This window comes from Xenorhabdus koppenhoeferi, from assembly GCF_900116635.1.
GTDB lineage: Bacteria > Pseudomonadota > Gammaproteobacteria > Enterobacterales > Enterobacteriaceae > Xenorhabdus > Xenorhabdus koppenhoeferi.
On sequence record NZ_FPBJ01000033.1, the window covers coordinates 1 to 25,555 of the forward strand.

Genomic DNA, 25,555 nt, shown 5'->3' on the forward strand with positions numbered 1-25,555 from the left:
TGCATGCTTGTCTTTGTATGCCAGTACTCTTCTTCGAAAATCTAGACTGTAACCCATCTCAATTCTACCTTGTCATTGGGATTTAGGTATTATGACACAGTATTATGATTCTGCTATATGTATTCAGGGAAAATTACATCGTAGTCATTGGGATACTCCGAATGAATATATACGTCTTACTCTTGAGCCGACTTCTGAGGAAGAATGTAATAGTTTTATTCATATTGAGAAGGGTGATAAACGCGGCGTTTGGTTCCCTTGGCAGCCAACGTCAGAAGATTTGATGGCTTGTGACTGGAAATTGCTACAGTCGGATAACCATAAGCCAGAAGATTGTATGTTGGTTTTCGAGCTTGAATTAGGAGCTGGTAAATTTAATTACGGTCAGGAGTGGGGATACATGAGTGAAAGTGGGAAATGGCTTAGTGGAGGTACAGTAACTTTCGGTAGCTTAAATCCAATCTCAAATAAGACAACCATTCCCAATGTGTTAGCATTTTATTGGAGTACGTATAATTGGTTTTATTTGATAGTTTCTTCTGATAAAGATGACTATCGGAAGATAGTCGAGTTGCTGACGAAAGATCTTTATGTAACTGTTGATAATACAATCTATTCTCTTGGCACCATGCCGCTTTTAGGCGATACAGATGGCAGATATACCATTTCATATGGAAATTATGAAGCACAAAAATTAGGCGGAATATTAAAACAAACCGGTGAAAAAAAGACGTTCTGTCTTAATTGGCGTGATAAATAAGTTATTCAAATTTATATCCTGAATTCAGGGTTTTGCTCAGATGTAGAGCTATAAAATCAGCCTCCTAATTGGAGGCTGTTGTGCATTATTTGATTATTTTAACTGGCGGCTAGATGTAACCTTTTGTTTTTATTAATATATTATTTCTTCCAGATAATATGGTAGATAGGGTGAGCTTTTTCCCGGCAAATCAAAATACGGGCAAAAATATCATCAATTTCGGTATCTTCCGATTCAGCCAAGCCAATAATGATTTCTGAAAAAAAATCTGGATCTAAATCAAAATCGACATGTGCAGACCAGATTCCCGAAGGCTCTAGTAGTTCAGCACCTCCTCGTTCTTCAAATTGCAGATTAAACAGCAGACTATCAGCCGGATCAAGATTCGAGAGGGCTTGTTCGAGGAAAATATCGTAGGCTTTTTCAAGCGCCTCATCTTCAGTCATTCGGTTGTTTAAATCCAATTGCATAGAATGTGTCGGTTGATTTTCCATAATGGCATTGTCCGAAATTAGTAACAGAAAGAAATGCGTTTTATTAGTCATTCATAGTCAGGTAATGAATTTAATAATTTGATTTTAAAGGAAAACATTCTCATTTTTTGTTTTCCGTAATCATCAATAATCACAAATATTCATCTGGTGTCATGAAAAAAATGTACATAGTGATATGCAGAAACTACATTAAAAGCGATATTTTTTTGGGAAAGTGATATGGCCATTACTGATTCATGGAGCCGTTCTACCAATGGTAAACCTCAAGAGAAATTAATTGCCAAATCAGACAGAGATGGATTATCTGTTCGTGTTACCCCCAAAGGAAAGATTATATCCCAATTTAGAGATCGCTGGAACGACAAAGGGGATCGGATTGATATTGGCACTTATCCGGGAATGCGATTACCGTGGATGTGAATTTAATGAGTCAGGTGACTGCTCAGGCAGTCACCCTTTAACAAATGGGATTAGATCGAATCCCTTACTGATTCAGTATAGGCGTTGAGTCGTAATACCCTCTCAGGGTAATTTTGGCTCCTGCTCCCTTAAACAAATTCAGGGAAGATATATACCCCGCTAATTTCACTGTAGTCGCATCTGGAATGTGATACTCGTAAACTTTTGTTTCCTCTCCATTGAGGTTATCCCGAAGAGGTAATTCTAATTTATCACAAATAGGTACTTTTCCTGAATCGCCTGAGTCGCCTGAACTAATGGGGTTTATCGGCTCACCATTAACATACAAGGTAGTGGACACAGCAGTATGCTTTCCTTCTACACCCTCAATAATAACTTTTGCAAGAAAGTAACGATGATTGTTGGGAAGCATAATACCATGATGACCGTGACCATCATCAATTTCGGAGATAATAAATGTTTCATCATGCCAAGGAGGACATTCTTCTTTTTGTGCGTGCTTTTCTCTTTCCGCAAGCTCAAGTACTTCTTTAAGTCTATTCAAGCAATTATCGTCTGACATGGGCTAATTCCTCTTTTTCTTTAGGTATACGACTGCTTGTGATATTTAATATGCAGATGACAAAGAATAATCTACATATGTTTTCTCATATCTATTGGCATGGACCAAACAAAGCAGTCAGTTTAATTAAAATTGTGGAAAAATATTACTTGGATTAATAAATAAAAGTTGATCTATTAATCTCTGTGTTTATTGAAAATATTTACTTTTACTTCTGCCACATAATTAATATTGTGTGGGTGAATTAATGGTAGTTAATTTGCGAATTTAAATAAATCATATTTTCCGTCATTGCATTGATATTAAACATGATTATTCTGATTTTTATTGTCAGTTCATAGATAACTAATATAAGACACCTTAAATTTACCAAATTAATTATATTCTTACTTTATCTATTGGGTATATACTGAATAAAGGCTTTTTCTGTCATGAATTATAGAAGAGGACTGAAAAAATAGCAGATCCGTTCAAGAATGCGATGCCAAACTGGTCGTTTTTCCCATTCATTATTTGCAAGTAGCGTTGAGCGCATAATATAGTCTTGCTGAACCTGCATTAAATCATTGCCGAAATGTTCATCGTCAATCACAACTGTAATTTCAAAATTCAGCCACAAGCTGCGCATATCCAAATTGACGGAACCGACCATGCTGAGTTGTCCATCGACTAAAACACTCTTGCTATGTAATAGGCCATCCTCAAATAGATAGATTTTTACGCCTGCTTCCAATAATTCCGCAAAAAACGCCCGGCTGGCCCAGCGGACTAGAAATGAATTGTTCTGGCTTGGAATTATGATACTAACATCAACACCTCGCATCGCTGCTGTACAAATTGCATGCATTAGATCATCACTGGGCACAAGGTAAGGTGTGGTAAGAATAAGTTGATTGCGAGCGGAAAAAATAGCTGTCATCAAGGATTGCTGGATCAATTCATCAGGGAATCCCGGCCCGGAAGCAATGACCTGAGCAATATGTCCACTGGCTTGCTCGAAAGGCATAATGGTACTGTCTGGCGGTGGGGGAAGATGACGTTTTCCTGTTTCCATTTCCCAGTCAAAAGCATAAACAATTCCCAGTGTTGTGGTGACAGGGCCTTCCATTCTCACCATGATGTCGACCCATTGTCCCACTCCCGCATCCTGTTTAAAAAAACGGGGGTCAACCATATTCATGCTGCCGGTGTATGAAATATGATTATCGATCAGGATAATTTTTCTGTGCTGACGTAAATCCATACGGCGCAAGAACAGACGGAAAATATTAACCTTTAGCGATTCGACGATTTCAATGCCTGCCTTACGCATAATATCAGGGTAAGGACTGCGGAAAAATTGCCAGCTTCCTGCTGAATCTACCATAATCCGGCATTTAACACTGCGTTTGACCGCCCGCATCAGAGCATCGGTAACTTGATCAACCAAGCCTCCTGACTGCCATATATAGAACACCATTTCGATATTGTATTTAGCATTTTCAATATCATTAATAATGCTTTTCAGGGAATCATCATAAGATGTCACTAGCTGCATTTTATTGCCTCTGACACCCTTGATTTTTTGGCGGCGTTCGCACAATTGAAATAATGGTGTAGCAACTTCACTATTTTCATTGGTAAAAATGAAGGGTGATTTCCTTAATTCTGCAAGCCACTTGGCCACAGATGAACGCATTTGTCTGGCCTGTTCAACTCTGCGTTTGCCAAGATGCAATTCGCCGAATGACAGATAAGCAACAATTCCTACTAAAGGAAGAATATAAATAATGAGCACCCAAGTCATTGCTGATGTCACAGGGCGGCGTTTCATTAAAACCCGAATGGTGATACCAGCAATAATCAGCCAGTATAAGAAAATCGCCAGCCAGCTCAGTACGGAATAAAAAGTTGTCATATGTGGCAATTAATCCTATTTATTTAAGAGCCTATCCATTAAGCTATTTTATTTGTCATATTAATCTAGAGTTTGTTTAAAAAATATGTACTGCGCGTACACTTTGATGTTTGCTTATATATCCGTCGTCTTTCAAGTTGCAGCTTTGTTGGCTGCGCTCACTCACCCCAGTCACATAGTTATCTATGCGCTTGGGGGTTCATTCCCTTGCCGTCGTGCTGCATCTTGAAATCCATTGGGTATAACTGCGTTCAAACTGTTTGCGATAATGAGCTCCTTTGAAATTATCGTATCACGACAAAACAGTAGTTTAAAAGTGTAGATGTTTTTGAATCGTTATTGAATATGATAGTCATTTGCATTTAAACTAATGGTTATCTGAAAACTGACTATCATGCTGCTGAGCAAGAATTCTCTTATGCGTTGGATACCTTGGGCGATACTACTTTCTGTTTGTTTACATATTTCTATTGCTGCGGCACTTTTTCATGGTATTAAACCTGAAAGACTGTTAGAAGCCGCTCCTATGTCTGTTGCCATGGTTCAATTGGCCGCTGAAGAGGCACCAATCTCTGAGCCTATCATGTCTGAATCAGCTCCTGAGCCTGAATCACCTGAACCTGAACCTGAACCTATCGCGAAAATTGCCCTCCCTAAGCCGGAAAAGAAACCGGAAGTGAAAAAGAGAGAAGAGAAAAAAATTGTTAAGAAAAAATCTAAGCCGGTAGAGAAAAAGACTCAAAAAATCTCAGAACAACCACTGAAATCTGTTTCTAATCAAGATTCCCAGATAGTCAAAAATCTGAATGATCAAAAACCGGTTAACGGTGCACCGAAAGCACAAAATGGGCCAAGGGCGTTAAATAGACCAAATCCTGTTTATCCATCCAGAGCGCAGCAGTTGGGTACAGAAGGGACAGTGAAGGTAAGGTATGATATTGATGAAGAGGGTAGAGTGAGGAACATCGAAATCCTTTCCTCAACTCCCAAGAATGTTTTTGAGCGTGAAGTGAAGAAAGTGATGAGAAAATGGCGTTACGAAAAAATGCCTGCAACCGGGTATGTTACTACTATTGAATTTAAAGTGACTGGTATTTCACAATCCTAGCCTATCAAGATACTCCCTACTGGAGTTAAAGGACGCAACACAGCCTTTAACTCCAGTAATTCTAGCAATATGAATGAAAGGCTCCTGCCTTTCACCGGAGGCCAGCCTTTGGCTGGGCAAATTCGTTCCCTTGCCGTCGCGCTGCATCTTGAAATCCAATGGTTATAGTTGCTTAATACGTATTTATATTATGCCCATAAACTGTAACTTAAATTTACTATTTTCAGAAAAAAGGTGCACAAATTTAATTGTGCGCCTTTAGTTTACGAATTGTTATTCTCAATAAATCGTTACTCTGAATCACTGCCTTCCAGTTTGAAGTGTCTTTTATCTTCAGGCAAAGGACGAGAAGAATTATTCTTATCAACGGCAACATAGGTGAAAACCGCCTCTGTTGCACGGTAACGTTGCCCAACGGGTTCAGAAGCCACCTTTTTCACCCAAACTTCAATATGAATTGTGATAGATGAATTCCCCGTTTTAAGGCAACGAGCATAACAGCATACGACGTCACCTACCGCAACTGGTTTCAGAAAACTGATGCCATTTACGCTAACAGTTACTACGCGCCCCAGTGCAATTTCTTTTGCCAGAATTGCGCCGCCAATATCCATTTGAGACATCAGCCAGCCACCGAAAATATCCCCATTGGCATTGGTATCGGCAGGCATGGCCAGTGTACGGAGAACCAATTCTCCGTTTGGTAAGGGTTGTTGTGTCATTAGAAAACTTGCTTTATTTGGTGAATACAACAATACCTGTCGGTGTATCGACAGGTATCCATCTGATGGGTCATTACATTATTCTTGTTCGCGAGGCAGATGACGGTAGATATATACCACACTTAATACAGTAAAAACCAGTGTCAATGCTGTTAATCCGAACACTTTAAAGTTTACCCAAATATCCTGGGGTAGCCAGAAAGCGACATAAATATTTGCCAAGGCACAGGTGATAAAGAAAATCGCCCAAGCCATATTCAATTTATTCCAGACGAAATCAGGCAGTTCTAACTCTTTACCCAGCATCCTCTGAATAAGTGGTTTTTTCATAATCCATTGGCTGACAAGCAGAACTAAGGCAAAAATGGCATAAATGGCAGTTACTTTCCATTTAATGAATAAATCGCTGTGGAAAACGAGTGTAAGTGTACCGAAAACGGTAACCATGACAAATGTAATCAAGGAAGACTTTTCGACCTTACGATAAATCAGGTAAGTGATGACAACAGCCAACCCTGTTGCAGCAATCAAGGCGCCCGATGCATAGAAAATGTCATACATTTTATAGACGATGAAGAAAACGACTAATGGTAAAAAGTCTAAAAGTTGTTTCATAAATTGAACCCATTGTGATGCCAATGATGGCATGTTCTTGAATTTATGTCAGAGTGTATCAGATCTCGATGAAATGATTTATTTATCAAGAAAAAAACATTTTTCATTTATTCGGATAATTTTATCACAATGAATGAAAAGTCGGGCTGGTAATGAGGAACTTGAGAGTTTCCATTGAACACCGCATTATAGTGGACTCCGTTTTCATGAAAGGGCATAAAAAGTCATGTTGTGGGAAAGATTGCATCGTTGGATGCCAGGTTTGGGAAATCTCTGTCATTATCGTAAAGAATATCTTAGCCATGATATGCGGGCCGGTCTTTCTGTTGCTGCGGTCGCATTGCCGGTTGCGATTGCTTATGCTGAATTAATGGGCATTAGCGCAATTATTGGTTTGTATGCCTGTATTCTACCTATGTTCGCTTATGCGCTGTTTGGGACTTCCCGACAGTTAATTGTTGGGCCAGATGCAGCAACTTGTGCCGTTATCGCCGCCGCTGTGACACCGTTGGCGCTGGGAAATGAACATATACGTTGGCAGCTTGCCATTGTCATGACATTAATGACGGGGTTTTGGTGTATACTGGCCAGCCATTTCCGGCTGGGGGCATTTGCCGACTTTCTGTCCCGCCCCATTCTGAAAGGTTTTATGAATGGTGTGGCGATCACTATTATCGCCGATCAGATTTCTAAAGTTTTCGGACTTTCTGGATTGCCTGCCGAATTGATTGAGCGATTAATTGCACTGCCTCATAAGTTGTTGGAATCTGACTGGCCGACGGTGGGGATGTCTGCAATAACATTGTTGGTATTGCTCTGTGTGCGTGTTATTCGATCGAGCTGGCCAGCACCATTGATAGCAATGGTAGTGGCGACTTATATCAGTTGGCAGTTTGAACTCAATCAATATGATATCCAAATTGTTGGTAATATGGGGATGGGTTTACCTATTGTACCTATGCCTGAATTTGAATTTGGTATCTTGCGTGATTTGGTTGTTCCATCCATTAACCTTGCAGTTATTAGTTTTGTCAGTTTTATGATGACAGCTCGTAGCTTTGCCAGTAAAAACGGCTATCAGGTTGATGCAGATTTAGAACTCAGGGCACTGGGTATAGCCAATATCGCTTCATCGTTGTCACAAGGGTTTGCGGTCAGCGCTGCCAGTAGCCGTACTGCCGTCAATGACTCCATTGGTGGCAAAACGCAAATGGTATCAATGATTGCGGCTACCGCCATTCTATTGGTGCTGTTGTTTATGACAACATTTCTAACCTATATTCCTTTGTCATCACTGGGAATTGTGCTGATTTTTTCCACATGGTCACTATTGGGTTTAAAGAATATCTGGGCATACCGAAAACGTAATCGTCAGGCTTTTATACTCTCGACTTTCACGCTGGTTGCAGTTTTACTGGTGGGTGTTATTGATGGTGTCGGTTTTGCTGTTTTGTTGGGATTGTTGCAATTTTTGCGGATTATTTTCCGGCCTTCAGATCAATTACTGGGTGTGAATGAGCACGGCATGGTTCGTTCTATCCATCAAAATAGTGATATTAAGCCAGTAGATAGCATCATGATGTATCGTTTTAACTCTCCTTTGACTTATTTTAATGTCGGATACTTCAAAAAACGGGCATTACAGCATGTGGAGAGGGCATCTGATCGTCCTGCATGGCTGGTGGTAGATGCGACAGTCAGTTTCACCTATGATGATGTTAGTGTTTTTGCAGTGTTGGATGAGTTGATTACGGAATTAAAAGAGAAAGGTGTGACATTGGTTTTGGCAGGGCGCAGGACAGAGCTGAATTACTGGATTAAACAAAATAAACTGAGCCGCAGTGATGAAGATTTGATTGTGGTGCCCGATCTCTATTTTGCCATTCGTATGATTCAAAGTAAGTTGCAAGTTGAGGAAAAACAAGCCGAATAATTGCAATCCACCTTGCTAGAATGCAGCGAGGTGGATTATTTAGTGTTTATTTAGTGTTTATTATATACCGTTTATAGTTTTATTTTGTGCCAGCATATACAAGCGGAACAGGTAAACCAGCAGCAGGGCTGATAGTAGGTTATTCAAGACAGACAGTACCAAATAGGGAGTTTTTGACAATAAAAGCTCCAGTATCAGTTTGGCTGCAATCCACAACAGTATCGCAGGTATTAGCAGGCGCATATTCTCAAATGCTAACTTCCAACTTGCCTGCATGGCAGCAAAAACACTCTTGCCTTTTTCAAATAGAAAAATAGGGGCAAGTGCAAATGCAATAGAGAACAGAACTCCTGGTAATAACATCAAAACGTAGCCAATTTGAACCAGCAGGGTGCAGATAAACATCAGTAAAAACATTCTTGGCAGAAGTGTGATCGATAATGTGCTGGCATGAATAGCATTAGTTTGCTGCCCATTGGAAACAGCATTGATGAGTATTAACACACTGGCAGTAAGTAAGGTATTGCCGAATATGTTGGTAAATAAGATCCCAAATGCTGTGCGCAAGAACATGAACTGCTCATCTGGTGTTAATTGAGCCGCAAAATCTTTGACTCCTGCATTACCGGATTCTTTAAAAGCATTTTGTATCCCGACCAATAAGTTGAGTTGTTCACCATTTGGCATGAGAAAATGTTCGAGCAGTGTTGTCACCAACGCGGCCAAGACAGAGAGTATGACAATATTCAACAGTTGGTTCTTCAAAAAGTTGATGCTGTCACGATACAGGGTATTTGCCGTGATGAGCATGAAAGTGGCTCCTATCAAATAAAACGACGATGATAATGTTCAATTGTACCTTGTTAGGGGGATTATTGGATACCCAAGATTTGCCTTCTTGCTGATGTCTTGCAACTTGAAATCCATTGTGTATAAGTGGGATGGATAATGAAAAAGATTTCTGCACTCGTATGCCACCAACATTAAAAGCTGATAAAAAGTAAGTTATGTGTGTGTGTTTGACATAAGAGAGAACCAATGGGGTCTAATCAGCCCCATTTTTATACTTTTCAGATTTGTTAAAGACATCGTAGGATCACACGCAAATTACAGTTATGGGATTATAGTAGAGTCGCGTTTTTCATAGAACGAACAAAGTCCGTTAAATTTTCCAGCATGATATTGGGTTGATGCAGGTTATCTTCAATAATTTTTACGATGGCAGAACCAGAAATCGCGCCCGTAGCTCCACTATTGAGTGCCACTGTAATCTGTTCAGGTTCTGAAATACCAAAACCTTGTAGAGCAGGTGCGGCATGATTCTCGTTGAGTTTATTGACAAGGTGAGTTAACGGTTGTATTGCTCGATTCTCACTCCCGGTTACGCCTGCTCTTGACAGTAGATAAGTATATCCGCGCCCAAATGAAGCGATTTCACGCAGTAAATCGTCATCTGCGTTAGGAGGACAAATAAAAATCGGGGCAATTCCATATTTCATAGCAGCTGAGCGAAATGGAGATGACTCAGATAACGGTACATCAGCCACCAGAACTGAATCAACTCCAGCATTTTTGCAACGGCGGTAAAAATCATCAATTCCATTATGGAAAACTAGATTGGCGTAGAGCAACAGGCCAATGGGGATATCGGGATATTTAGCCCGAATTTTTCCCAACAGTTCAAAACACAATGTTGATGTAACGTTGGATGACAATGCCCGTAAGTTGGCATTTTGGATAGTAGGGCCATCGGCAAGAGGATCTGAAAACGGAATGCCTAATTCAAGTGCATCTGCCCCACCAGCGATTAAAGCATCAATAATTTCTAATGACAAATCAGGATTGGGATCACCGAGGGTGACAAAAGGGACAAATGCACCCTGATTTCGGTTTTGCAGCTTCTTAAATAGTTGTTCATAACGTTCCATCAGATTTCCCCCTAGATTTCAAAATATCGTGAACAGTAAAGATGTCTTTGTCGCCGCGACCAGATAAATTAACAATGAGTAATTGTTCCTTATCTGGATTCTGGTGGATCATTTTCAACGCATAAGCCAGAGCATGGGACGATTCTAATGCCGGAATAATACCTTCATTACGTGATAACGCCTGAAAAGCTTCGAGTGCTTCATTATCAGTAATTGAGACATAATCAGCTCTGCCGATACTGTTCAAATAAGCGTGTTGAGGACCAACGGAAGGAAAATCTAAGCCGGCTGAGATGGAGTAAGATTCTTCAATTTGCCCATCTTTCGTTTGCATAATCGGGGCTTTCATACCGAAATAGATGCCCAATTTACCGTGTTTCAATGAAGCGCCGTGCTTTCCGGTTTCGATGCCATGTCCAGCAGGTTCGACCCCGATTAGGCGAACATTATTTTCTGGTATAAATTCAGCGAACAGGCCAATGGCATTTGAGCCACCACCAACGCAGGCAATCACCGCATCAGGCAGACATCCTTCTTTTTCCAGAATTTGCGCTTTGGCTTCTTCACCAATCACGCGCTGGAATTCTCGTACTATTGTTGGGTATGGGTGAGGGCCTGCGGCGGTACCCAATAAGTAATGTGCTTTGTCATAACAACCAGACCAGTCACGCATCGCTTCATTACAAGCATCCTTCAAGGTTGCTGAACCACTGTGAACAGGGATCACTTCAGCTCCCATCAATTGCATGCGGAAGACATTGGGAGATTGGCGTTCAATATCTTTTGCTCCCATATAAATACGACATTTTAGTCCCAACAAAGCACAAACCAAGGCAGTCGCTACACCGTGCTGACCCGCCCCGGTTTCAGCAATGATCTCATGCTTTTCCATTCGCTTTGCCAGCAATGCCTGCCCCAATACTTGATTGGTTTTGTGAGCACCGCCGTGGAGTAAATCTTCGCGTTTCAGGTACAAACGTGTTTTTGTGCCTTTAGTCAGATTCTGACACAATGTTAAGGCAGTAGGACGCCCTGCATAGTTTTTCAATAACGTCTCGAATTCACGCTGAAATTCAGGATCTCTCTGGGCATCGATAAAAGCGTCTTCTAACTGATTAAGTGCGGGGAACAAGCTTTGGGGAACAAATTGTCCGCCAAAATCGCCAAAATAAGGATTCAATTTACTCATTATTTTATTCATCCACTTTCTGTCTGAAAAATTAGTGATAACAGCGTAATTGTTGGAATACTTGTTTGATTTTTTGTCTGCTTTTGATTCCCGGAGAAATTTCGACACCTGAGTTAAAATCCAGCCCATAGCAGCCAAAAGTTGCTGCTTGCTGGCAATTTTCAGTGTTTAGCCCGCCAGCCAAAATGCTATTGTCTAAAATGCTATTGTCTAAAATGCTATTGTTTAAAGAACTATTATGTTGAAAACGAGAGTCGATTAATTGCCAGTCAAATGGTGTGCCTGTTCCTCCTGACCCATTATCCAGCAATAAATGATCGACATTAGGCATTTCGGAAATATCCGTTGATTTGGACATATTAATGGCTTTCCAAATGTCGCAGTACTCAGGTAAGAGAGGGCGCAATGTGTTGATGTAATGCCCATTTTCATCACCATGAAGCTGAACTGCACTTAGAGAAAGTATTCGGGCAATGTGACTGACAAAATCAACCGATTGATTTTGAAATACACCAACATATTGCAAAGAAGCTTCATTGATAATTTGCTGCGCTTTTTGCAGATCGATTTTACGTGGTGATTTTTCGGCAAAAATTAAACCACCGTAGACAGCCCCCGCCTGTAATGCAATTTTTGCATCTTGTGGACGAGTCAATCCGCAAATTTTGTTATCACCAAAAATTAAACGCCGTAATGCGAGATCTAAATTATTCTGTGCCATTAAAGCACTGCCGATGAGAAAACCGTGAGTAAATTGACTTAATTCCCGCACTTGACGATGCTGGTGGATGCCAGATTCACTGATGATGATAGTCCCTTCAGGTAAATCAACAGCCAGTTTGCGTGTACGATCTAAATCAATAGACAGGTCTCGCAGATCCCGATTATTGATACCAATAACTTTTGCTCCCAATGCAATTGCCCGTTGTCGTTCCTCTTTATTACTGACCTCGGTCAGTACGCCCATATTAAGTTTGTGTGCCAGTGCGGAAAGTTCACGATACGTTTCATCATCAAGCACAGAGAGCATGAGTAAAATAGCATCGGCTTGATAGTAACGGGCAAGATAAACCTGATAAGCATCAATAATAAAGTCTTTGCACAAAACAGGTTGATGTACGGCATTGCTGACCATTGTGAGAAAATCGTAACTACCCTGAAAATATTTTTCATCGGTCAATACTGAGATTGCGGCAGCATAGGGCTGATAATTTTTGGCGATGCGTACAGGATCGAAATCTTCGCGAATTAACCCTTTTGAAGGTGATGCTTTTTTGCATTCCAAAATAAAAACAGTTTGTGCGTGGGTTAACGCCTGATAAAACCGACGGTGACTCGGGACAATGGAATCAATAAAACTTTCCAATGGCTGCTTTGTTTTACGATTAATTAAGTAGTCCGCCTTATCAGCAACAATTTTCTGTAATACGTTGGTCTTCATGATTTAATCCTTGCCGCTAATGCAGTCACTTTTTCATATGCCTGACCGCTGTAAATAGTATTAAGTGCTAATTGGGTGCTTTCTCGCAGATCTTCTTGCCCATGAATTTTCATTAGAAGAGCGACATTTGCTGCTATGGTATCAGCGTGGGCTTTGTTGCCATGGCCTTGCAGTAGTATCGCCAACATATCGCGATTTTCTTCGGGAGTGCCGCCTTTCAGTGAAGATATTGGATGATTTGGCAAACCGAAATCTGCTGCTGTCAACTGATACTGATTAATCTCACCGTGAATGAGTTCTGCAACATAAGTTGGTTTATGCAAAGCTACTTCATCCATACCTCCGCTGTGTACAACAGCGGCACGTTGATAACCCAAAACTTGTAAAGTGCGGGCTATAGGCTCTATTAATTCAGGACTGTAAACACCGATTAATGCCAGAGGAGGGCGGGCAGGATTAATCAATGGGCCAAGTATATTGAATAGTGTCCGGGTTTTTAATTGCTGGCGAACCTGGACAGCATGACGGAACCCACTGTGATATTGAGAAGCAAACAGGAAGCAGACACCAATATCATCTAAAGCCTTACGAGAGTCTTCGGCGCTGGTATCCAATGCAATACCGAATGCGGACAGTAAATCGGATGAACCGGAACGGCTGGAAATACTGCGGTTTCCATGTTTTGCTACTTTAAGGCCACAAGCGGCAGCGATAAAGGCACTGGCTGTTGAAATATTGATGCTATTTGTATTATCTCCGCCTGTCCCGACGATATCACAAAACGTATAGTCAGGGCGGGGAAAGTAAGTTGCATTAGCTAAAAATGCTTGCGTTGCACCCGCTATTTCTTGGGGCTGTTCGCCACGCAATTTCAGGCTAATTAATACAGCAGACAGTTGCACATCGCTTAACTCGCCATAGATTATTGCAGTGAATAGTTTCTGGCTCTCTTGCTGCGTCAGTGTTTGGGCACTGAATAATTTGTCAAAAATCAACTGCATTTTACCATTCCTTCCCATTTAATGTTTTTTTAGTCTGATGCCCTTAAATGCGATACACCCAAATTCAATTCAATATTTTTAATTCAATATTTTTAATTCAATGTCCATGCCAGCGTTTGCTCAAGCAGCTTGGCACCCTGTGTAGTCAGAATAGATTCGGGGTGAAACTGGAATCCACAAACTTTGTGCGTATCATGGCGAACAGCCATCACTGTGCCACAACATGAGGCAGAGACAGTCAGTGGTACAGGGATCTGTACACCGGTAAGTGAATGATAACGGGCAACAGTCAGGGGATTTGGCAGACCTGCAAACATACCGTGTCCATCATGAGTAGCTCGTGTTGCTTTGCCATGCAGAATTTCTTGGGCAGCAGAGACTTTTCCTCCATAGGCTTCAATAATTGCCTGGTGCCCAAGACAGATGCCGATTACCGGGATCTGTCCTATCATTTTTTTGAGTAATTCAGGCATACAGCCAGCATCTGACGGTTTCCCGGGACCGGGGGATAACATCAGAAGTGGTGATTCCATCTCGTCGAGTTTGGCAATGATTATGTCTGCTGACACTGTATTGCGGTAAATAATGACACGATGACCATGAGTACGCAGTTGATCCACGAGGTTATATGTAAAGGAATCAACATTATCGAGTAAAAGAATATCGGCCATCAGAATGTCACCTCCATATGATGTGCTTGGGCAATCGCGCGAATAACAGCTCTGGCTTTACTGTGAGTTTCATCCACTTCGGATTGGGGGATAGAATCCAAAACAACACCAGCACCGACCTGAACTGTGGCTTGACCGTTTTCCACATAAGCAGAACGAATCACAATGCAGGTATCAAAATCCCCTTTACCAGTGAAATAACCGACAGCTCCGCCATAACTGCCACGCTGCTCACCTTCAAGTTCAGCGATAAGTTGCATGGCTCTAACTTTAGGTGCTCCCGTCAGCGTCCCCATGTTCATGCAGGCCTGATAGGCATGAAAGATGTCCAGATCGTGTCGGAGTGTGCCAACAACCCGAGAAACGAGATGCATAACAAACGAATAGCGATCGACTTTGGTTAAATCAGCCACATAGCGGCTGCCCGGCTCACAAATGCGGGCTAAGTCATTTCGGGCAAGATCAACCAACATCACGTGTTCAGACATTTCCTTGGCATCAGTACGCATTTCCAGTTCAAGACGACTATCGAAATCAGTATCCGGTTCTCCATTGGCATGGAGTCCGCGTGGGCGTGTACCAGCTATCGGATAGATCTCTATCTGCCGGTTGCTGGAATCATATTTAAGAGCACTTTCTGGCGAGGCTCCGAACAGGTAAAAGTCCTGATCCTGCATAAAAAACATGTAGGGGCTTGGGTTTTGTTTTTTCAGAACGTGGTAAGCATTGAGTGGAGAAGGGCAAGGCAGAGTAAAACGTCGCGATGGGACTACCTGAAAAATATCCCCTCGACGGATAGATTGCTGTAATTGTAGCACGATATTTGCATATTGTTCGTCGCTCAGGTTGCAGCCAATAGTGATATCAGACAATGTAGTAGATAAAGTAGTAGACAAAAGTGAGGGAATAGGTTCTGAAATCACGGAGGCCAATATTGTTATACGCTCGTTGAGGCGTTGTCTTTCAGAGTCGGATTCGCCAAACAGCGAAGTTTGTAGAAATGAGTGTTTATTCTGATGATCTATTGTCAATAGTGTTTCTGCGAGATAAAAACAAAAATCAGGGCAACGTTGGTGGTTTTTTACTGTGGGTAATAGTTCAAATCCGGCTACTAAATTGTAAGCAAACAATCCACCAACGAAAATGGCATCGGGAGATTCTGAGAAAGATGACAAAGTTGTTATAGCACGCAATGCATCAAAAACTGAATCGGATTTTAGTCGGTTGTCTTCATCCAAATTATGCCTGGTAGCAGGAAACTGTGCTCGCATAACCTGTGACTCCACATTCAATTGAGCTTTTTCTGAAAGTAGAGTAGCGAGTATGGGGAGCAAATTTTGGCCATTTACTGTAAGTGCTTCAAAAGTGACCTGACGCTCGTTGGCTGTAATGCGCATGGCACTATCAATGATCAAGATGCTTTTGAGATTCTTTTTACTGTGAACTTCAGCAGACTCCAGCAATAACGTTGCTGGACGATTACTACAAAGCTGATGAAAAAGCAGTGTTGCATCTGTTTTATAAACAGTATCAATCTGATTTATAGAGATATTAAATTCTTTTCCGATCATGTTCATCCCCCCATTACTACCTTCATTCACAAAATTTTTTTATAAAAAACAGTTATAAAAAAACCCGCTTTTTAGGGCGGGTTTTGGCACTTGTGAATCGTACTTATGTGCGTGAGCCAGCCGCCCGGAATGGGAAATAGTGCCACCAACGATTTACTTGTATAGTTTGCATAAATACGATCAGTTTCGAGTGCATCATGTTTTCTCAATGGTGTTTTGGTAAAGCAGCTTACCTGACCCTTGTACTAGTAGACTGGTTCGCGGTTTGCTTGTCAATATTTTTTTTAAAATTTTTAGCAAGAGAGCAAATCCCCGGGAGCATAGATAACTATGTGACCGAGCGCAGCCAGCAAAGAGGCAGTTTGAAAGACGAAGTGTATATATATAAATGCCTTAGGTTTAATTATTAATATAATAAGATTAATTAAAATTGTTTCTTTTTTATAATAATGGCTGGATTGTAAATCTGTTCTAATGGATATGATGATTTGAAAATTTAATTTTGTTTTTTATGATAATATCAATTTTTAACTGAGGGTTATCATTATGATTATAAGTAAAATAAGATTGCTTTTCATGTTATTTTTTATTGCTATGGTTTATTTTACTGATGCCAGTGCGATTGAATTAATAAGTAATGATACTATTTCAAATGGGAAATATGATGAGTCAAAAAAAAGAAGTAATTTATATGCGGATTATAATCTAACCTTTGAAAATGACAGTAAAAATGATGACTTACAAATAAAAATTTCAGATTATTCATGTATGTATAATATTGGAAATAATGATATTTATTTAAAGCCAGGAGAAAAACATCAAGAGCACCTTAGAGATAATAATGGTTTTTTTCAAGGATGCTCGGGTGAAAATAAATTTGTTACATGGAAAGCTACTACCTATAAGGAAGGGAATGCATATAAGTCATGTACTGTTAGGTTGGAAACCTATTTTTCAATTACAGGATGGAATACGATAGTAGAAACAGATGATAGTTCATTGTTTAACTCTATTAGTGATACTTGTTATCTTGCAGTAACTGCTATGTGTGATGGAGTGAATTGTGGAAATAAGAGTGTTAGTAGTAATACAAGTTATAACCCCAGTAATATTGTTATTACTATTAAAGACGATAACAATTCGGAACGACCACAAATCACATCACCTAAGCCTAATTCAACAGTTGAAAATAACTTCATTACCTTTTTAGGGAAAGGAGCTATGGAAAATGGCTCTTCTATTATTATTAAAACAAGTTTCAATCCTTATATATATTCTGTTAAGGCTATAGAAGGTACAGAAAACTGGGAAGGACAACTCTGGATAGATTGTGGTATCACCGGAACAATTTACATTGATGGCGTGGAAAATTCTGATGTAAGTTTTAACGGGCCTTCATGTGGAGCAACAATTACCTCCATTCAGGATGGACAAATTATTCCTGCAGGGAAATATAGTTTATCAGGTATAGTGAATAGTGATACGGCTGATGATGACAGACGTATGCAGGTGCAAATAACCGGTTATCAAAATGATGGAACAATTTATTCTCCGACAAAGAGTTACACGCCAAATGTTGATACTGGAACGGGAAAATGGAATCTGGAGGGTTTAGAGGCCGTTTGCTTTATTCATTATAAGGCTTCTGTATCTAGTAATTTTGAACTACAGAGCACTAATCAATCTCTTTTACCTCAGATCTCGGGGAAAAAAGAAATCAGCTATAGCACATCACCGTGCCCAATTGAATTAACTGAACCAAAAAATCATGAAGTAGTTTCTTCAACAACGGTTAATGAACAGAATATTTTTATTGGTGGTAAAGCCACTGATGGAACCATTATTGTTAATGTGAAATCTGCAGATTATCAAGGTAACTTCGAACAGTCCTTTCGTGAAAATGTTGTGGATAATAAGTGGAGTGTTGAAGCTGAAAACGTACCTATAGGTATTATGGAAATTCAGGCTAAGAATAGTGAATCGACAGAATTTCCTAGTAAAAACGATAATGCTGAAGTGATTATACTGAGTTCTAAAATTTTTTCTGTAGAAGCTAACAACATCAATGTATTCACCAAATTTTCTGGAACATCTATGCCAGAAGTTGAGGATGAGGATCTCATGCCAGAAGTCAACATATTGCTTTATGAAAATCAGTTGGAAGAAGCATTTACAAATGAGTATGGTGATTGGGTAACAAAGAATAAATATTATGCTAAAAGAGGTGAATATAATTTCACTTTTCAGGAAGAATCAAATAGTGAAATTTACAAAGCGAGAGATAAAAAAATACTAAAATGCACTGGTAGCGATCGTGGAATGATTTGTGTTAAATAAAAATAACTATTACTCCATATTCAAGGAGATTACCATGATTTTTTTTAGAAAGATATTTATATTGTTTCTTTTATTTTATTGCGGCAATTTGTTTTCTGGTACTGAATTGGGATCTCAACCTTTAGAGGCTATTGTAGGGGGAGAAAAAAGTTGTGATACTGATGATAAATGTAAGCCTTGGGTTGTTAGTATTTTTTATAAGAATAATGATGGTGATGAGAAATTTATGTGCAGTGGATCATTGATATCTGAAAAATATGTTCTTACCGCTGCACATTGTGAAATGGATGATAAAGAAATAAAGGAAACAAAATTCAAAGAATATCTCATTAAAAATTATAAAAAAGAGCAAATAGGCACTGCATCACGTTATGGTTTTATAAAACATTATTTTAACGATAACTCTTATAATGATTTTGCTCTTATACAGTTAGAAAAACCAATAATAAAAGAATGTTGTGGCCATATTCGTCGATTCTTTAATTATGATGAAGCTTATGAAAAGTTGGACAGTAATTATTACCAAGCTTCTGTTTATGGTTATGGACTTAGGGGTATTAATGAAGATACAGGTGAGCAACAAATAAATGACGGCTCTCAATATAGAGCCGATGTGAAAATTTTAGCCCCTGCTTTAGATGCTAATGGGAAACGGGGAATTATTATAGAAGCAAATAAAAATAAAGGGTTCAGTTCAGGTATTACACAACCTGGAGATTCTGGAGGCCCAGTTATTTGGGATGATACCATTATTGGGGTGACTTCTGCTGGGCTTCAAATGGCTAAAGGGAAATCAGGAGAAATTAATTATCTTCCTGTCTTAATTTCAGATATAACTAATAAGTATTCAGATTCCTCTTTAAATCTTATAAAGTGGTTTTCCAGTACTATGAAACATATTTGGATTTATACTCCAGATTGGAATTCTGAGTTAACAAAACGACAAGAAAATATTACTGTTAAAGGGTTTGGAAGAGCGTTAAGTAAAATTAAGCTTACTTACACTATCGACAATATTTTACAAGACTCAGTTGAATGTAAAGATAAAGTCAGCTCCTTTCTGGAATGGAAGTGCACTATTCCTCGTGAAAAAATTTTTAAAGATTTAGATGAAACAAAAAATTATAAGATAACTATTATTGCCAGTGAAGTTTCAGACTCTTTATCGAAAAATGAAACATGGACAAAAGATACGATACAAGCAGAAATACCTTCTGTTTCAAAAGAGTTTGGAATTGTTTATCCAACTGATGGAGTAACTATTTATACTGAGGATATTAGGTTACGTGGTTATGCTGATCCTCATTCAGAAGTTCAAGTAACATTGCAAGTTGACTCAGATAATTATGTCTATAAAGAAAAAGAATTATGTCAAGAAAGAGGGGGAAATGGAACAATAAAAACCAATGAATATGGTGAGTGGCTATGTACTATGCAAGTTGATTTAATCAAGGAGATAAAAGAAGATTTGAATGAAGAAGGTATAAATATTAAAATAACGGCGAATCAGAATACAAAAGATATAAATATTTATGATCAGGTTAATATAACTCTCTCGGAAGAAAAAACCGTTACAGAGGTAGCATTATTTCTAAATGAAGAAAACTCAGGTTATAAATATAGAAAATTTTTGAATCTTAACGTTTCTCATGATGAAGATGCTAAGATTGTTTGTGTTTTTAAAGAAGGGTATGTGGATTGTCAAGATAAAAGAATCAATGACAAGGGATTTTATTTGATAAATGCTTCAGGAGAAACTGGAAGTTCTATTTTTAGATTATCAGATATTCAAGCAGCAGCAATACAGAAAGTTGAAGGTGTTGATCCGCTTGATAATAAAAAATTGCTAAAGGAGAAAAATTTAAAAGGAAGATATTTTAAACCTACATTTACCGATAAATATGATCTTTATAATCCGAAAGAAATTTTATCTGCTGAAATTGAAAGTCATAAATTCTCTGGTTATGGTAGTGATAACAGTGGATATACTCTGCCGAATAATGATGTGATCTTACCGTCAGAATATTTTATATGTATGAAGAAAAAAGATAATACACCTTTGCCGCCAGAAGATAATTTATGCTCTAAAGAAGGTAATGATATCTATTTAAAAGTTAAACTAAAAAACAATCAATATTTTGATATTATTCCAACAGAATACACCAAATATCGGGAAAGTCATGACTTTCCAAATTGGGGTATTTCTCTCCCTTCTACACTGGAAGATGGGTTTTATTATATTGAAGTGGCAGATAGGTATCATCCAGTAGGGTTGGAAAAGTTTAAACGTACCTGGATGGGTTTAACGCCTGACAGAACCTACTTTAGTATAGTAAACCCTGAAGTTCAATTCACAGATCCTTCTGTAGGAGAAACAAATACTATAGGCAGTCTAAGTTTTTTGTCAGGGAGTTCTAATATACCAGGAGATGAGGTCGCTATTAAAAGACGCAGGATTGATCTTTCGTCAGAGCTAAAAGAAAACAAGCAAGACTTTGGTGAGGAAACGTTGATCTGCACAGGTGCTGTGGTCAGCGATAATGGTAACTGGCAATGTGGCAGGCCAATTATTTTTCCGGTAGGCACTTATGAATTAACCGCTGAGTTAATAAAAGAAGGAAAAGTAGTTGCCACAGATGTTACACAACTTACCATTAAAGATAAGAATAATGATGATGAACCCGAAAAGAAAAAATTTGAAATAAATAACCCCAAGAATAATTCAACGGTTGATCCTGATAACCCTATTACCTTTTCTGGCATGTTTAATGGTTCTGCCGGAGGAGCAGGAGGTGGTGGTGGATTTGGCGGTTTTCTAAGTAGTTTGATTGGTGGTGTTTGGGGTGCAATTGAAGGAATTGCTTCTGCATTCAGTGGTGCTCTGGGTTTCTTTTGGGAGTTCACGATTCATCCGGGAGATATTTTCGGTGGCGATACCTATGCGATGACATTACAGGAAACCCAAAATGGCGTGAACGTCGGTGATCCGATTAAATGGACTTTTACTGTCCCGATGCGTATTACCGAGCCTAAACAGGGAACACAGTATAGATTAAATGACAAAATTTTCATTAAAGGTCAGGGAAGCCCCGATCAACTGATCTTTGTTACAGCCTCTGAATATATTCTACCGCCAGAAAAAGTAACTTTACCGATTTCAAGTGAAGGAATTATTTGCACTGCAACAGTGGATAAAGGAGGAAAGTGGTCTTGTCCTGATAACCCCGCCATGATAGCAACCAACGAAGGGCAGTTTTTCCTTTATGCGGCTCAGTATCAAAAAACAGGTTCGGCTCAATTGGGTGAATTAGGTGATACTTACGAAAGAACCTCACAAGTTACTCGTAAGTACGAGGTCACCAAAACAAAAATAAACATCACTGCCCCTAATCATGGTGCAAAAGTAACAAAACTGCCTTTTACTATCTCAGGCACGGGAGAAAAGGGTGCTCAGGTATATATCGAAGGCTTTGGTGGTACTGAGGATTGTAATACCACTATTGATGCATCATCAGGTCAATGGTCCTGCGGGTCTTATCAGCCTGAAGAAGGGAAATACACTATTTCTGCTGAACAATTTATTGATAACCAGCTAAATTCAAGTGTGCACATTTCTTTTGAAGTTCAAACCAAAACTGTCAAATCTGTGGTGATCACACAACCTCATAATGGCGTGATATATCAGCGTCTTGATAATGTTTTACCGAAGGGAACAGGTGAGCCGGGAACAACAGTTTGCTTAGATAAAAAAGTTCTTTCTCAGGTTTGTAAGAATGGCGTCACTGTGGATGAACAAGGCAACTGGGAATGGATTGATGGTCTGGATACCGCAGTTAAAGGTGAACAAAAATTGGTGGCAACGGCCTTTTTGGATAACGTGCGTCAATCAACAGCAAAGGTTACATTTGATATAGCTCCCGATCCTGGTGAAACCACGTTAACGGTGAAATTACCCAAAGAAAATGAAGTGATCAAAACACCTTCATATAACTTTAGTGGCACGATGCCGAGTAATGCCAAAACAGTCACAGTGAAAGCGTTCGGCGGTCATGATGATTGTCATGCGAGGCTCAATATGAAGGATTACACATGGACATGCGGGCCTTACAGTTCTGTACCAGGGGATTATGATGTAATGATCGTGGATGATGTGGGTTCTCAGATTAACAGAAATTTCAAAGTACGCTATGGGAATAATTTGCAAATGAGTGTGCTTAAACCAGAGGAAGGGGAACAAATTGCAACTCCGACGTATACAATCAGTGGTAAGGGGCAAGTGGGTGCCCGTGTCACCGTTTCTATTACAGGTAAGCAGATCTGCGGGGTTGATGTCGATGATAATCAAAATTGGGTTTGTCCGAATCCTATAGAGTCAGTTGCGGGCGTATATAAGCTTTTGGCGCAGCAATGGGTGGATAATGTGCCTTTGGGAAAACCAGTAACACGTAATTTTGACGTGGTCTATATGTCGGATATGACTATTACTCCTACGGTTGAACCAATTTGTACAGTTCCAAGTGCAAGTGAAATTACAAAAGCATCAATGAAATATATCCCTATTATGGAGAGTAATGGCACTATTTCTATTCCAATTACGGGAACAGCGACAAAAGGTGCTTATATTTCCCTGAAAGCGAAATCTGCAAATGGAAATCATTGGAATTGTGGTCCCGTACAGGCTTCAAAGATGGATGGTAAATGGAGTTGTAGTCTATATAATGCTCAGCCGGGAACATATCAGATAGAAGCTACACAATCCCTTATGATCAATGGCCATGTTCTCAAAAATACTAAAGAGAGTAAGGTTGATGCGGCTGTTTTAGACATTTTCTATCCAAGGGAAAATGAAATCATTGTTTCATATCGCCGTCCAATATCTATTAAAGTGACGGGGGAAGCACCATCAGGAGTGGAAATTTCATATCACATTGAGCAGCAGACTGATTCAGGTATATTCCATAATAATATGGATTCATCTACAGATAATAAACAAGGGACTATAATAGCAGATGAGCATGGAAACTGGGCTTTTCAAGCAAAACTTAATGAATTTGGAGGATATAATATCATTGTTTCTGCTCCATTCTGTGGTAAGCATTTTAACTATAAAAGAAATTTTCGTCATCACCCGTATTTGAGATGAGTATTTTATTTATAAATAAAATAATTTAATATTTCATTGGTGTTTAATATGCGGCTGGCATGCCAGCCGCATATTATTTATAAAGAATAGAAGCAAGCAATACTATTCTCCATCAGTTTAGTTCACTGTGTTATCATTGATACTTTGTGCTTGATATCACCTGATAGATAGTATTCTGATAGATAGTACTTTTATTTCCCGTCCTATAAAAACAGGTACAGAACAATGACTGAAGCTGCCAGTGAAATGACAAAACGTTATGACTTACATAGCCATACGACTGCTTCAGACGGGGTTTTATCGCCTGAGCAGCTCGTGGACAGAGCCATCACCATAGGTATTCATGTATTGGCAATTACTGATCATGATACGACGGAAGGTATACAGCCAGCTTTAAATCATATCCAGCAAAATAATCTGCCGCTGACATTAGTTTCTGGCGCTGAAATTTCAACGTTATGGGAGAATTTTGAAATCCATATTGTTGGTTTAAATATCGATATCAATTCTATTACCTTAAGGGAACTCTTGGCCAAGCAGGTTGATTTAAGAAATCAGCGTGGCATTGAAATTGGACTTCGTCTAGCTAAAGCTGGCATTCCTGATGCTTGGGAAGGTGCATCCCGATTGGCTAATAGTGGGCAAGTTACGCGCGGGCATTTTGCCCGTTATTTGATTGAAGCCGGCGTTGAACCGACAATCAAAAAAGTGTTTAAGAAATATTTGGTAAAGGGGAAAATCGGCTATGTTCCTCCGCAATGGTGTACAATTGAGCAGGCCATTGAAACCATTCACCAGGCAGGAGGACAAGCTGTCATTGCCCATCCAGGCAGGTATGATTTGTCGACGAAATGGCTGAAGCGGTTAATAGTTTGGTTTAAACAACATGGTGGTGATGCAATGGAAGTTGCACAGTGCCAGCAAGCACCTAATGAAAGGCAACAACTTGGTCAACTGGCAAGAGAATATGGGCTGAAAGTATCATTGGGATCGGATTTTCACCAACCCTGTTCATGGATAGAACTTGGGCGCAATTTGTGGTTACCTGGTGATGTTGTACCGATATGGCACGACTGGTCACGGATTGGGGCTGCATAGAAGTAGAGGTTATATTATGAGCCAGTTTTTTTATATCCACCCTGACAATCCACAAGCCCGTCTCATTGATCAAAGTGTGGAAGTGCTTAAAAAGGGAGGAGTTATCATTTATCCTACTGATTCAGGCTATGCCATCGGTTGCTGTCTGGAAAATAAGGATGCTATGACCCGTATATGCCGCATCCGCCAATTGGAAGGACGTCATAATTTTACATTGATGTGTCGTGATCTTTCCGAGATCTCGACTTACGCTCATGTGGATAATCAGGCGTTCAGGATGATCAAAAATAACACACCGGGAAATTACACCTTTATTTTGCAGGCGACAAAAGAAGTTCCCCGCCGTTTGATGAACGAAAAACGTAAAACTATTGGTCTGCGTGTTTCTTCCAATCCTATCGCTTTAGCGTTGCTGGAGAAAATGGGCGAACCATTGATGTCATGTAGTTTGATTTTGCCCGGAAATGATTTTGCCGAGTCTGATCCTGAAGAGATTAAAGATACTTTGGGTAAACAAGTTGATTTAATTATTCACGGTGGTTATCTTGGGCAGCAACCGACAACGGTAGTGGATTTAACGGGTGATTCACCAGTCATTCTTCGTAAAGGCGAAGGTGACATAACACCGTTTTTGTAAGGTGTACGATTTAATTTTATTTAATGAT

20 protein-coding genes and 1 other annotated feature are annotated in these 25,555 nt (G+C 39.6%); of the genes, 8 read left to right on the top strand and 12 right to left on the bottom strand.

Going from position 1 to position 25,555, the window contains the following annotated elements; genetic code table 11:
* Positions 1 to 91: 91 nt before the first annotated feature.
* Positions 92 to 760 carry a Thoeris anti-defense Tad2 family protein gene (locus BM329_RS10855; RefSeq protein WP_092552927.1) on the top strand — a complete coding sequence of 223 codons (669 nt, stop codon included), beginning with the start codon at positions 92 to 94 and terminating at the stop codon, positions 758 to 760.
* Between the two features lie 140 nt (positions 761 to 900).
* Here BM329_RS10855 and BM329_RS10860 read toward each other — a convergent pair whose 3' ends face one another.
* Positions 901 to 1,230: an HI1450 family dsDNA-mimic protein gene (locus tag BM329_RS10860; protein WP_177216253.1), complete on the bottom strand. Its 330-nt coding sequence runs from the start codon at positions 1,228 to 1,230 to the stop codon at positions 901 to 903.
* Positions 1,231 to 1,473: 243 nt separating this feature from the next.
* On the opposite strand from BM329_RS10860, the gene BM329_RS10865 reads away from it, so the two are divergent.
* Complete coding sequence (locus BM329_RS10865; RefSeq protein WP_092552933.1) at positions 1,474 to 1,674, top strand: Arm DNA-binding domain-containing protein; 201 nt, start codon at positions 1,474 to 1,476, stop codon at positions 1,672 to 1,674.
* A 64-nt stretch (positions 1,675 to 1,738) separates the two neighbouring features.
* Here the strand turns inward: BM329_RS10865 and BM329_RS10870 are convergent, their stop codons facing one another.
* Positions 1,739 to 2,236, bottom strand: a complete 498-nt coding sequence (locus tag BM329_RS10870; RefSeq protein ID WP_092552936.1) for a hypothetical protein — start codon at positions 2,234 to 2,236, stop codon at positions 1,739 to 1,741.
* A 436-nt stretch (positions 2,237 to 2,672) separates the two neighbouring features.
* Positions 2,673 to 4,133: a cardiolipin synthase gene (cls, locus tag BM329_RS10875; protein WP_092552939.1), complete on the bottom strand. Its 1,461-nt coding sequence runs from the start codon at positions 4,131 to 4,133 to the stop codon at positions 2,673 to 2,675.
* A gap of 394 nt (positions 4,134 to 4,527) precedes the next feature.
* Here cls and tonB point away from each other — a divergent pair, with 394 nt between their 5' ends.
* Positions 4,528 to 5,241 (top strand): TonB system transport protein TonB, encoded by a 714-nt coding sequence (gene tonB / locus BM329_RS10880; RefSeq protein WP_092552942.1) that lies wholly within the window; start codon positions 4,528 to 4,530, stop codon positions 5,239 to 5,241.
* A 290-nt stretch (positions 5,242 to 5,531) separates the two neighbouring features.
* Here the strand turns inward: tonB and yciA are convergent, their stop codons facing one another.
* Both yciA and BM329_RS10890 read right to left on the bottom strand, forming a co-directional pair.
* The gene (yciA, locus tag BM329_RS10885; RefSeq protein ID WP_092552945.1) at positions 5,532 to 5,963 is read right to left on the bottom strand and encodes an acyl-CoA thioester hydrolase YciA; all 432 of its coding nucleotides are present in this window, start codon (positions 5,961 to 5,963) and stop codon (positions 5,532 to 5,534) included.
* A gap of 78 nt (positions 5,964 to 6,041) precedes the next feature.
* Positions 6,042 to 6,578 (bottom strand): septation protein A, encoded by a 537-nt coding sequence (locus BM329_RS10890; RefSeq protein ID WP_092552948.1) that lies wholly within the window; start codon positions 6,576 to 6,578, stop codon positions 6,042 to 6,044.
* Between the two features lie 226 nt (positions 6,579 to 6,804).
* On the opposite strand from BM329_RS10890, the gene BM329_RS10895 reads away from it, so the two are divergent.
* The gene (locus BM329_RS10895; protein ID WP_092552951.1) at positions 6,805 to 8,511 is read left to right on the top strand and encodes a SulP family inorganic anion transporter; all 1,707 of its coding nucleotides are present in this window, start codon (positions 6,805 to 6,807) and stop codon (positions 8,509 to 8,511) included.
* 60 nt (positions 8,512 to 8,571) lie between these two features.
* Here the strand turns inward: BM329_RS10895 and BM329_RS10900 are convergent, their stop codons facing one another.
* The 7 genes from BM329_RS10900 to BM329_RS10930 all read right to left on the bottom strand — a co-directional run bounded on the left by BM329_RS10900 (position 8,572) and on the right by BM329_RS10930 (position 16,318).
* Complete coding sequence (locus tag BM329_RS10900) at positions 8,572 to 9,321, bottom strand: YciC family protein (protein WP_092552954.1); 750 nt, start codon at positions 9,319 to 9,321, stop codon at positions 8,572 to 8,574.
* Positions 9,322 to 9,632: 311 nt separating this feature from the next.
* Positions 9,633 to 10,439: a tryptophan synthase subunit alpha gene (gene trpA, locus BM329_RS10905; RefSeq protein ID WP_092552957.1), complete on the bottom strand. Its 807-nt coding sequence runs from the start codon at positions 10,437 to 10,439 to the stop codon at positions 9,633 to 9,635.
* Complete coding sequence (gene trpB / locus BM329_RS10910; protein ID WP_092552960.1) at positions 10,426 to 11,628, bottom strand: tryptophan synthase subunit beta; 1,203 nt, start codon at positions 11,626 to 11,628, stop codon at positions 10,426 to 10,428. Before trpB ends, trpA begins: the two co-directional genes overlap by 14 nt.
* A gap of 31 nt (positions 11,629 to 11,659) precedes the next feature.
* On the bottom strand, positions 11,660 to 13,069 hold the full coding sequence (trpCF, locus tag BM329_RS10915; protein WP_092552963.1) for a bifunctional indole-3-glycerol-phosphate synthase TrpC/phosphoribosylanthranilate isomerase TrpF: 1,410 nt from the start codon (positions 13,067 to 13,069) through the stop codon (positions 11,660 to 11,662).
* Positions 13,066 to 14,070 carry an anthranilate phosphoribosyltransferase gene (trpD, locus tag BM329_RS10920; RefSeq protein ID WP_092552966.1) on the bottom strand — a complete coding sequence of 335 codons (1,005 nt, stop codon included), beginning with the start codon at positions 14,068 to 14,070 and terminating at the stop codon, positions 13,066 to 13,068. Before trpD ends, trpCF begins: the two co-directional genes overlap by 4 nt.
* 92 nt (positions 14,071 to 14,162) lie before the next feature.
* The gene (locus BM329_RS10925) at positions 14,163 to 14,741 is read right to left on the bottom strand and encodes a glutamine amidotransferase-related protein (protein WP_092552969.1); all 579 of its coding nucleotides are present in this window, start codon (positions 14,739 to 14,741) and stop codon (positions 14,163 to 14,165) included.
* Positions 14,741 to 16,318, bottom strand: a complete 1,578-nt coding sequence (locus BM329_RS10930) for an anthranilate synthase component 1 (protein ID WP_422643834.1) — start codon at positions 16,316 to 16,318, stop codon at positions 14,741 to 14,743. Before BM329_RS10930 ends, BM329_RS10925 begins: the two co-directional genes overlap by 1 nt.
* Before the next feature lie 48 nt (positions 16,319 to 16,366).
* Positions 16,367 to 16,466: a sequence feature (Trp leader region), on the bottom strand.
* 392 nt (positions 16,467 to 16,858) lie between these two features.
* On the opposite strand from BM329_RS10930, the gene BM329_RS10935 reads away from it, so the two are divergent.
* The 4 genes from BM329_RS10935 to BM329_RS10950 all read left to right on the top strand — a co-directional run bounded on the left by BM329_RS10935 (position 16,859) and on the right by BM329_RS10950 (position 25,527).
* Positions 16,859 to 18,649: a hypothetical protein gene (locus BM329_RS10935; RefSeq protein WP_245759064.1), complete on the top strand. Its 1,791-nt coding sequence runs from the start codon at positions 16,859 to 16,861 to the stop codon at positions 18,647 to 18,649.
* Positions 18,639 to 23,792 (top strand): S1 family peptidase, encoded by a 5,154-nt coding sequence (locus BM329_RS10940; protein ID WP_245759065.1) that lies wholly within the window; start codon positions 18,639 to 18,641, stop codon positions 23,790 to 23,792. The genes BM329_RS10935 and BM329_RS10940 overlap by 11 nt, the downstream gene beginning before the upstream one ends.
* 225 nt (positions 23,793 to 24,017) lie before the next feature.
* The gene (gene rnm, locus BM329_RS10945; protein WP_092552980.1) at positions 24,018 to 24,890 is read left to right on the top strand and encodes an RNase RNM; all 873 of its coding nucleotides are present in this window, start codon (positions 24,018 to 24,020) and stop codon (positions 24,888 to 24,890) included.
* A gap of 16 nt (positions 24,891 to 24,906) precedes the next feature.
* Positions 24,907 to 25,527: an L-threonylcarbamoyladenylate synthase gene (locus BM329_RS10950; protein ID WP_092552983.1), complete on the top strand. Its 621-nt coding sequence runs from the start codon at positions 24,907 to 24,909 to the stop codon at positions 25,525 to 25,527.
* Positions 25,528 to 25,555 lie beyond the last annotated feature (28 nt).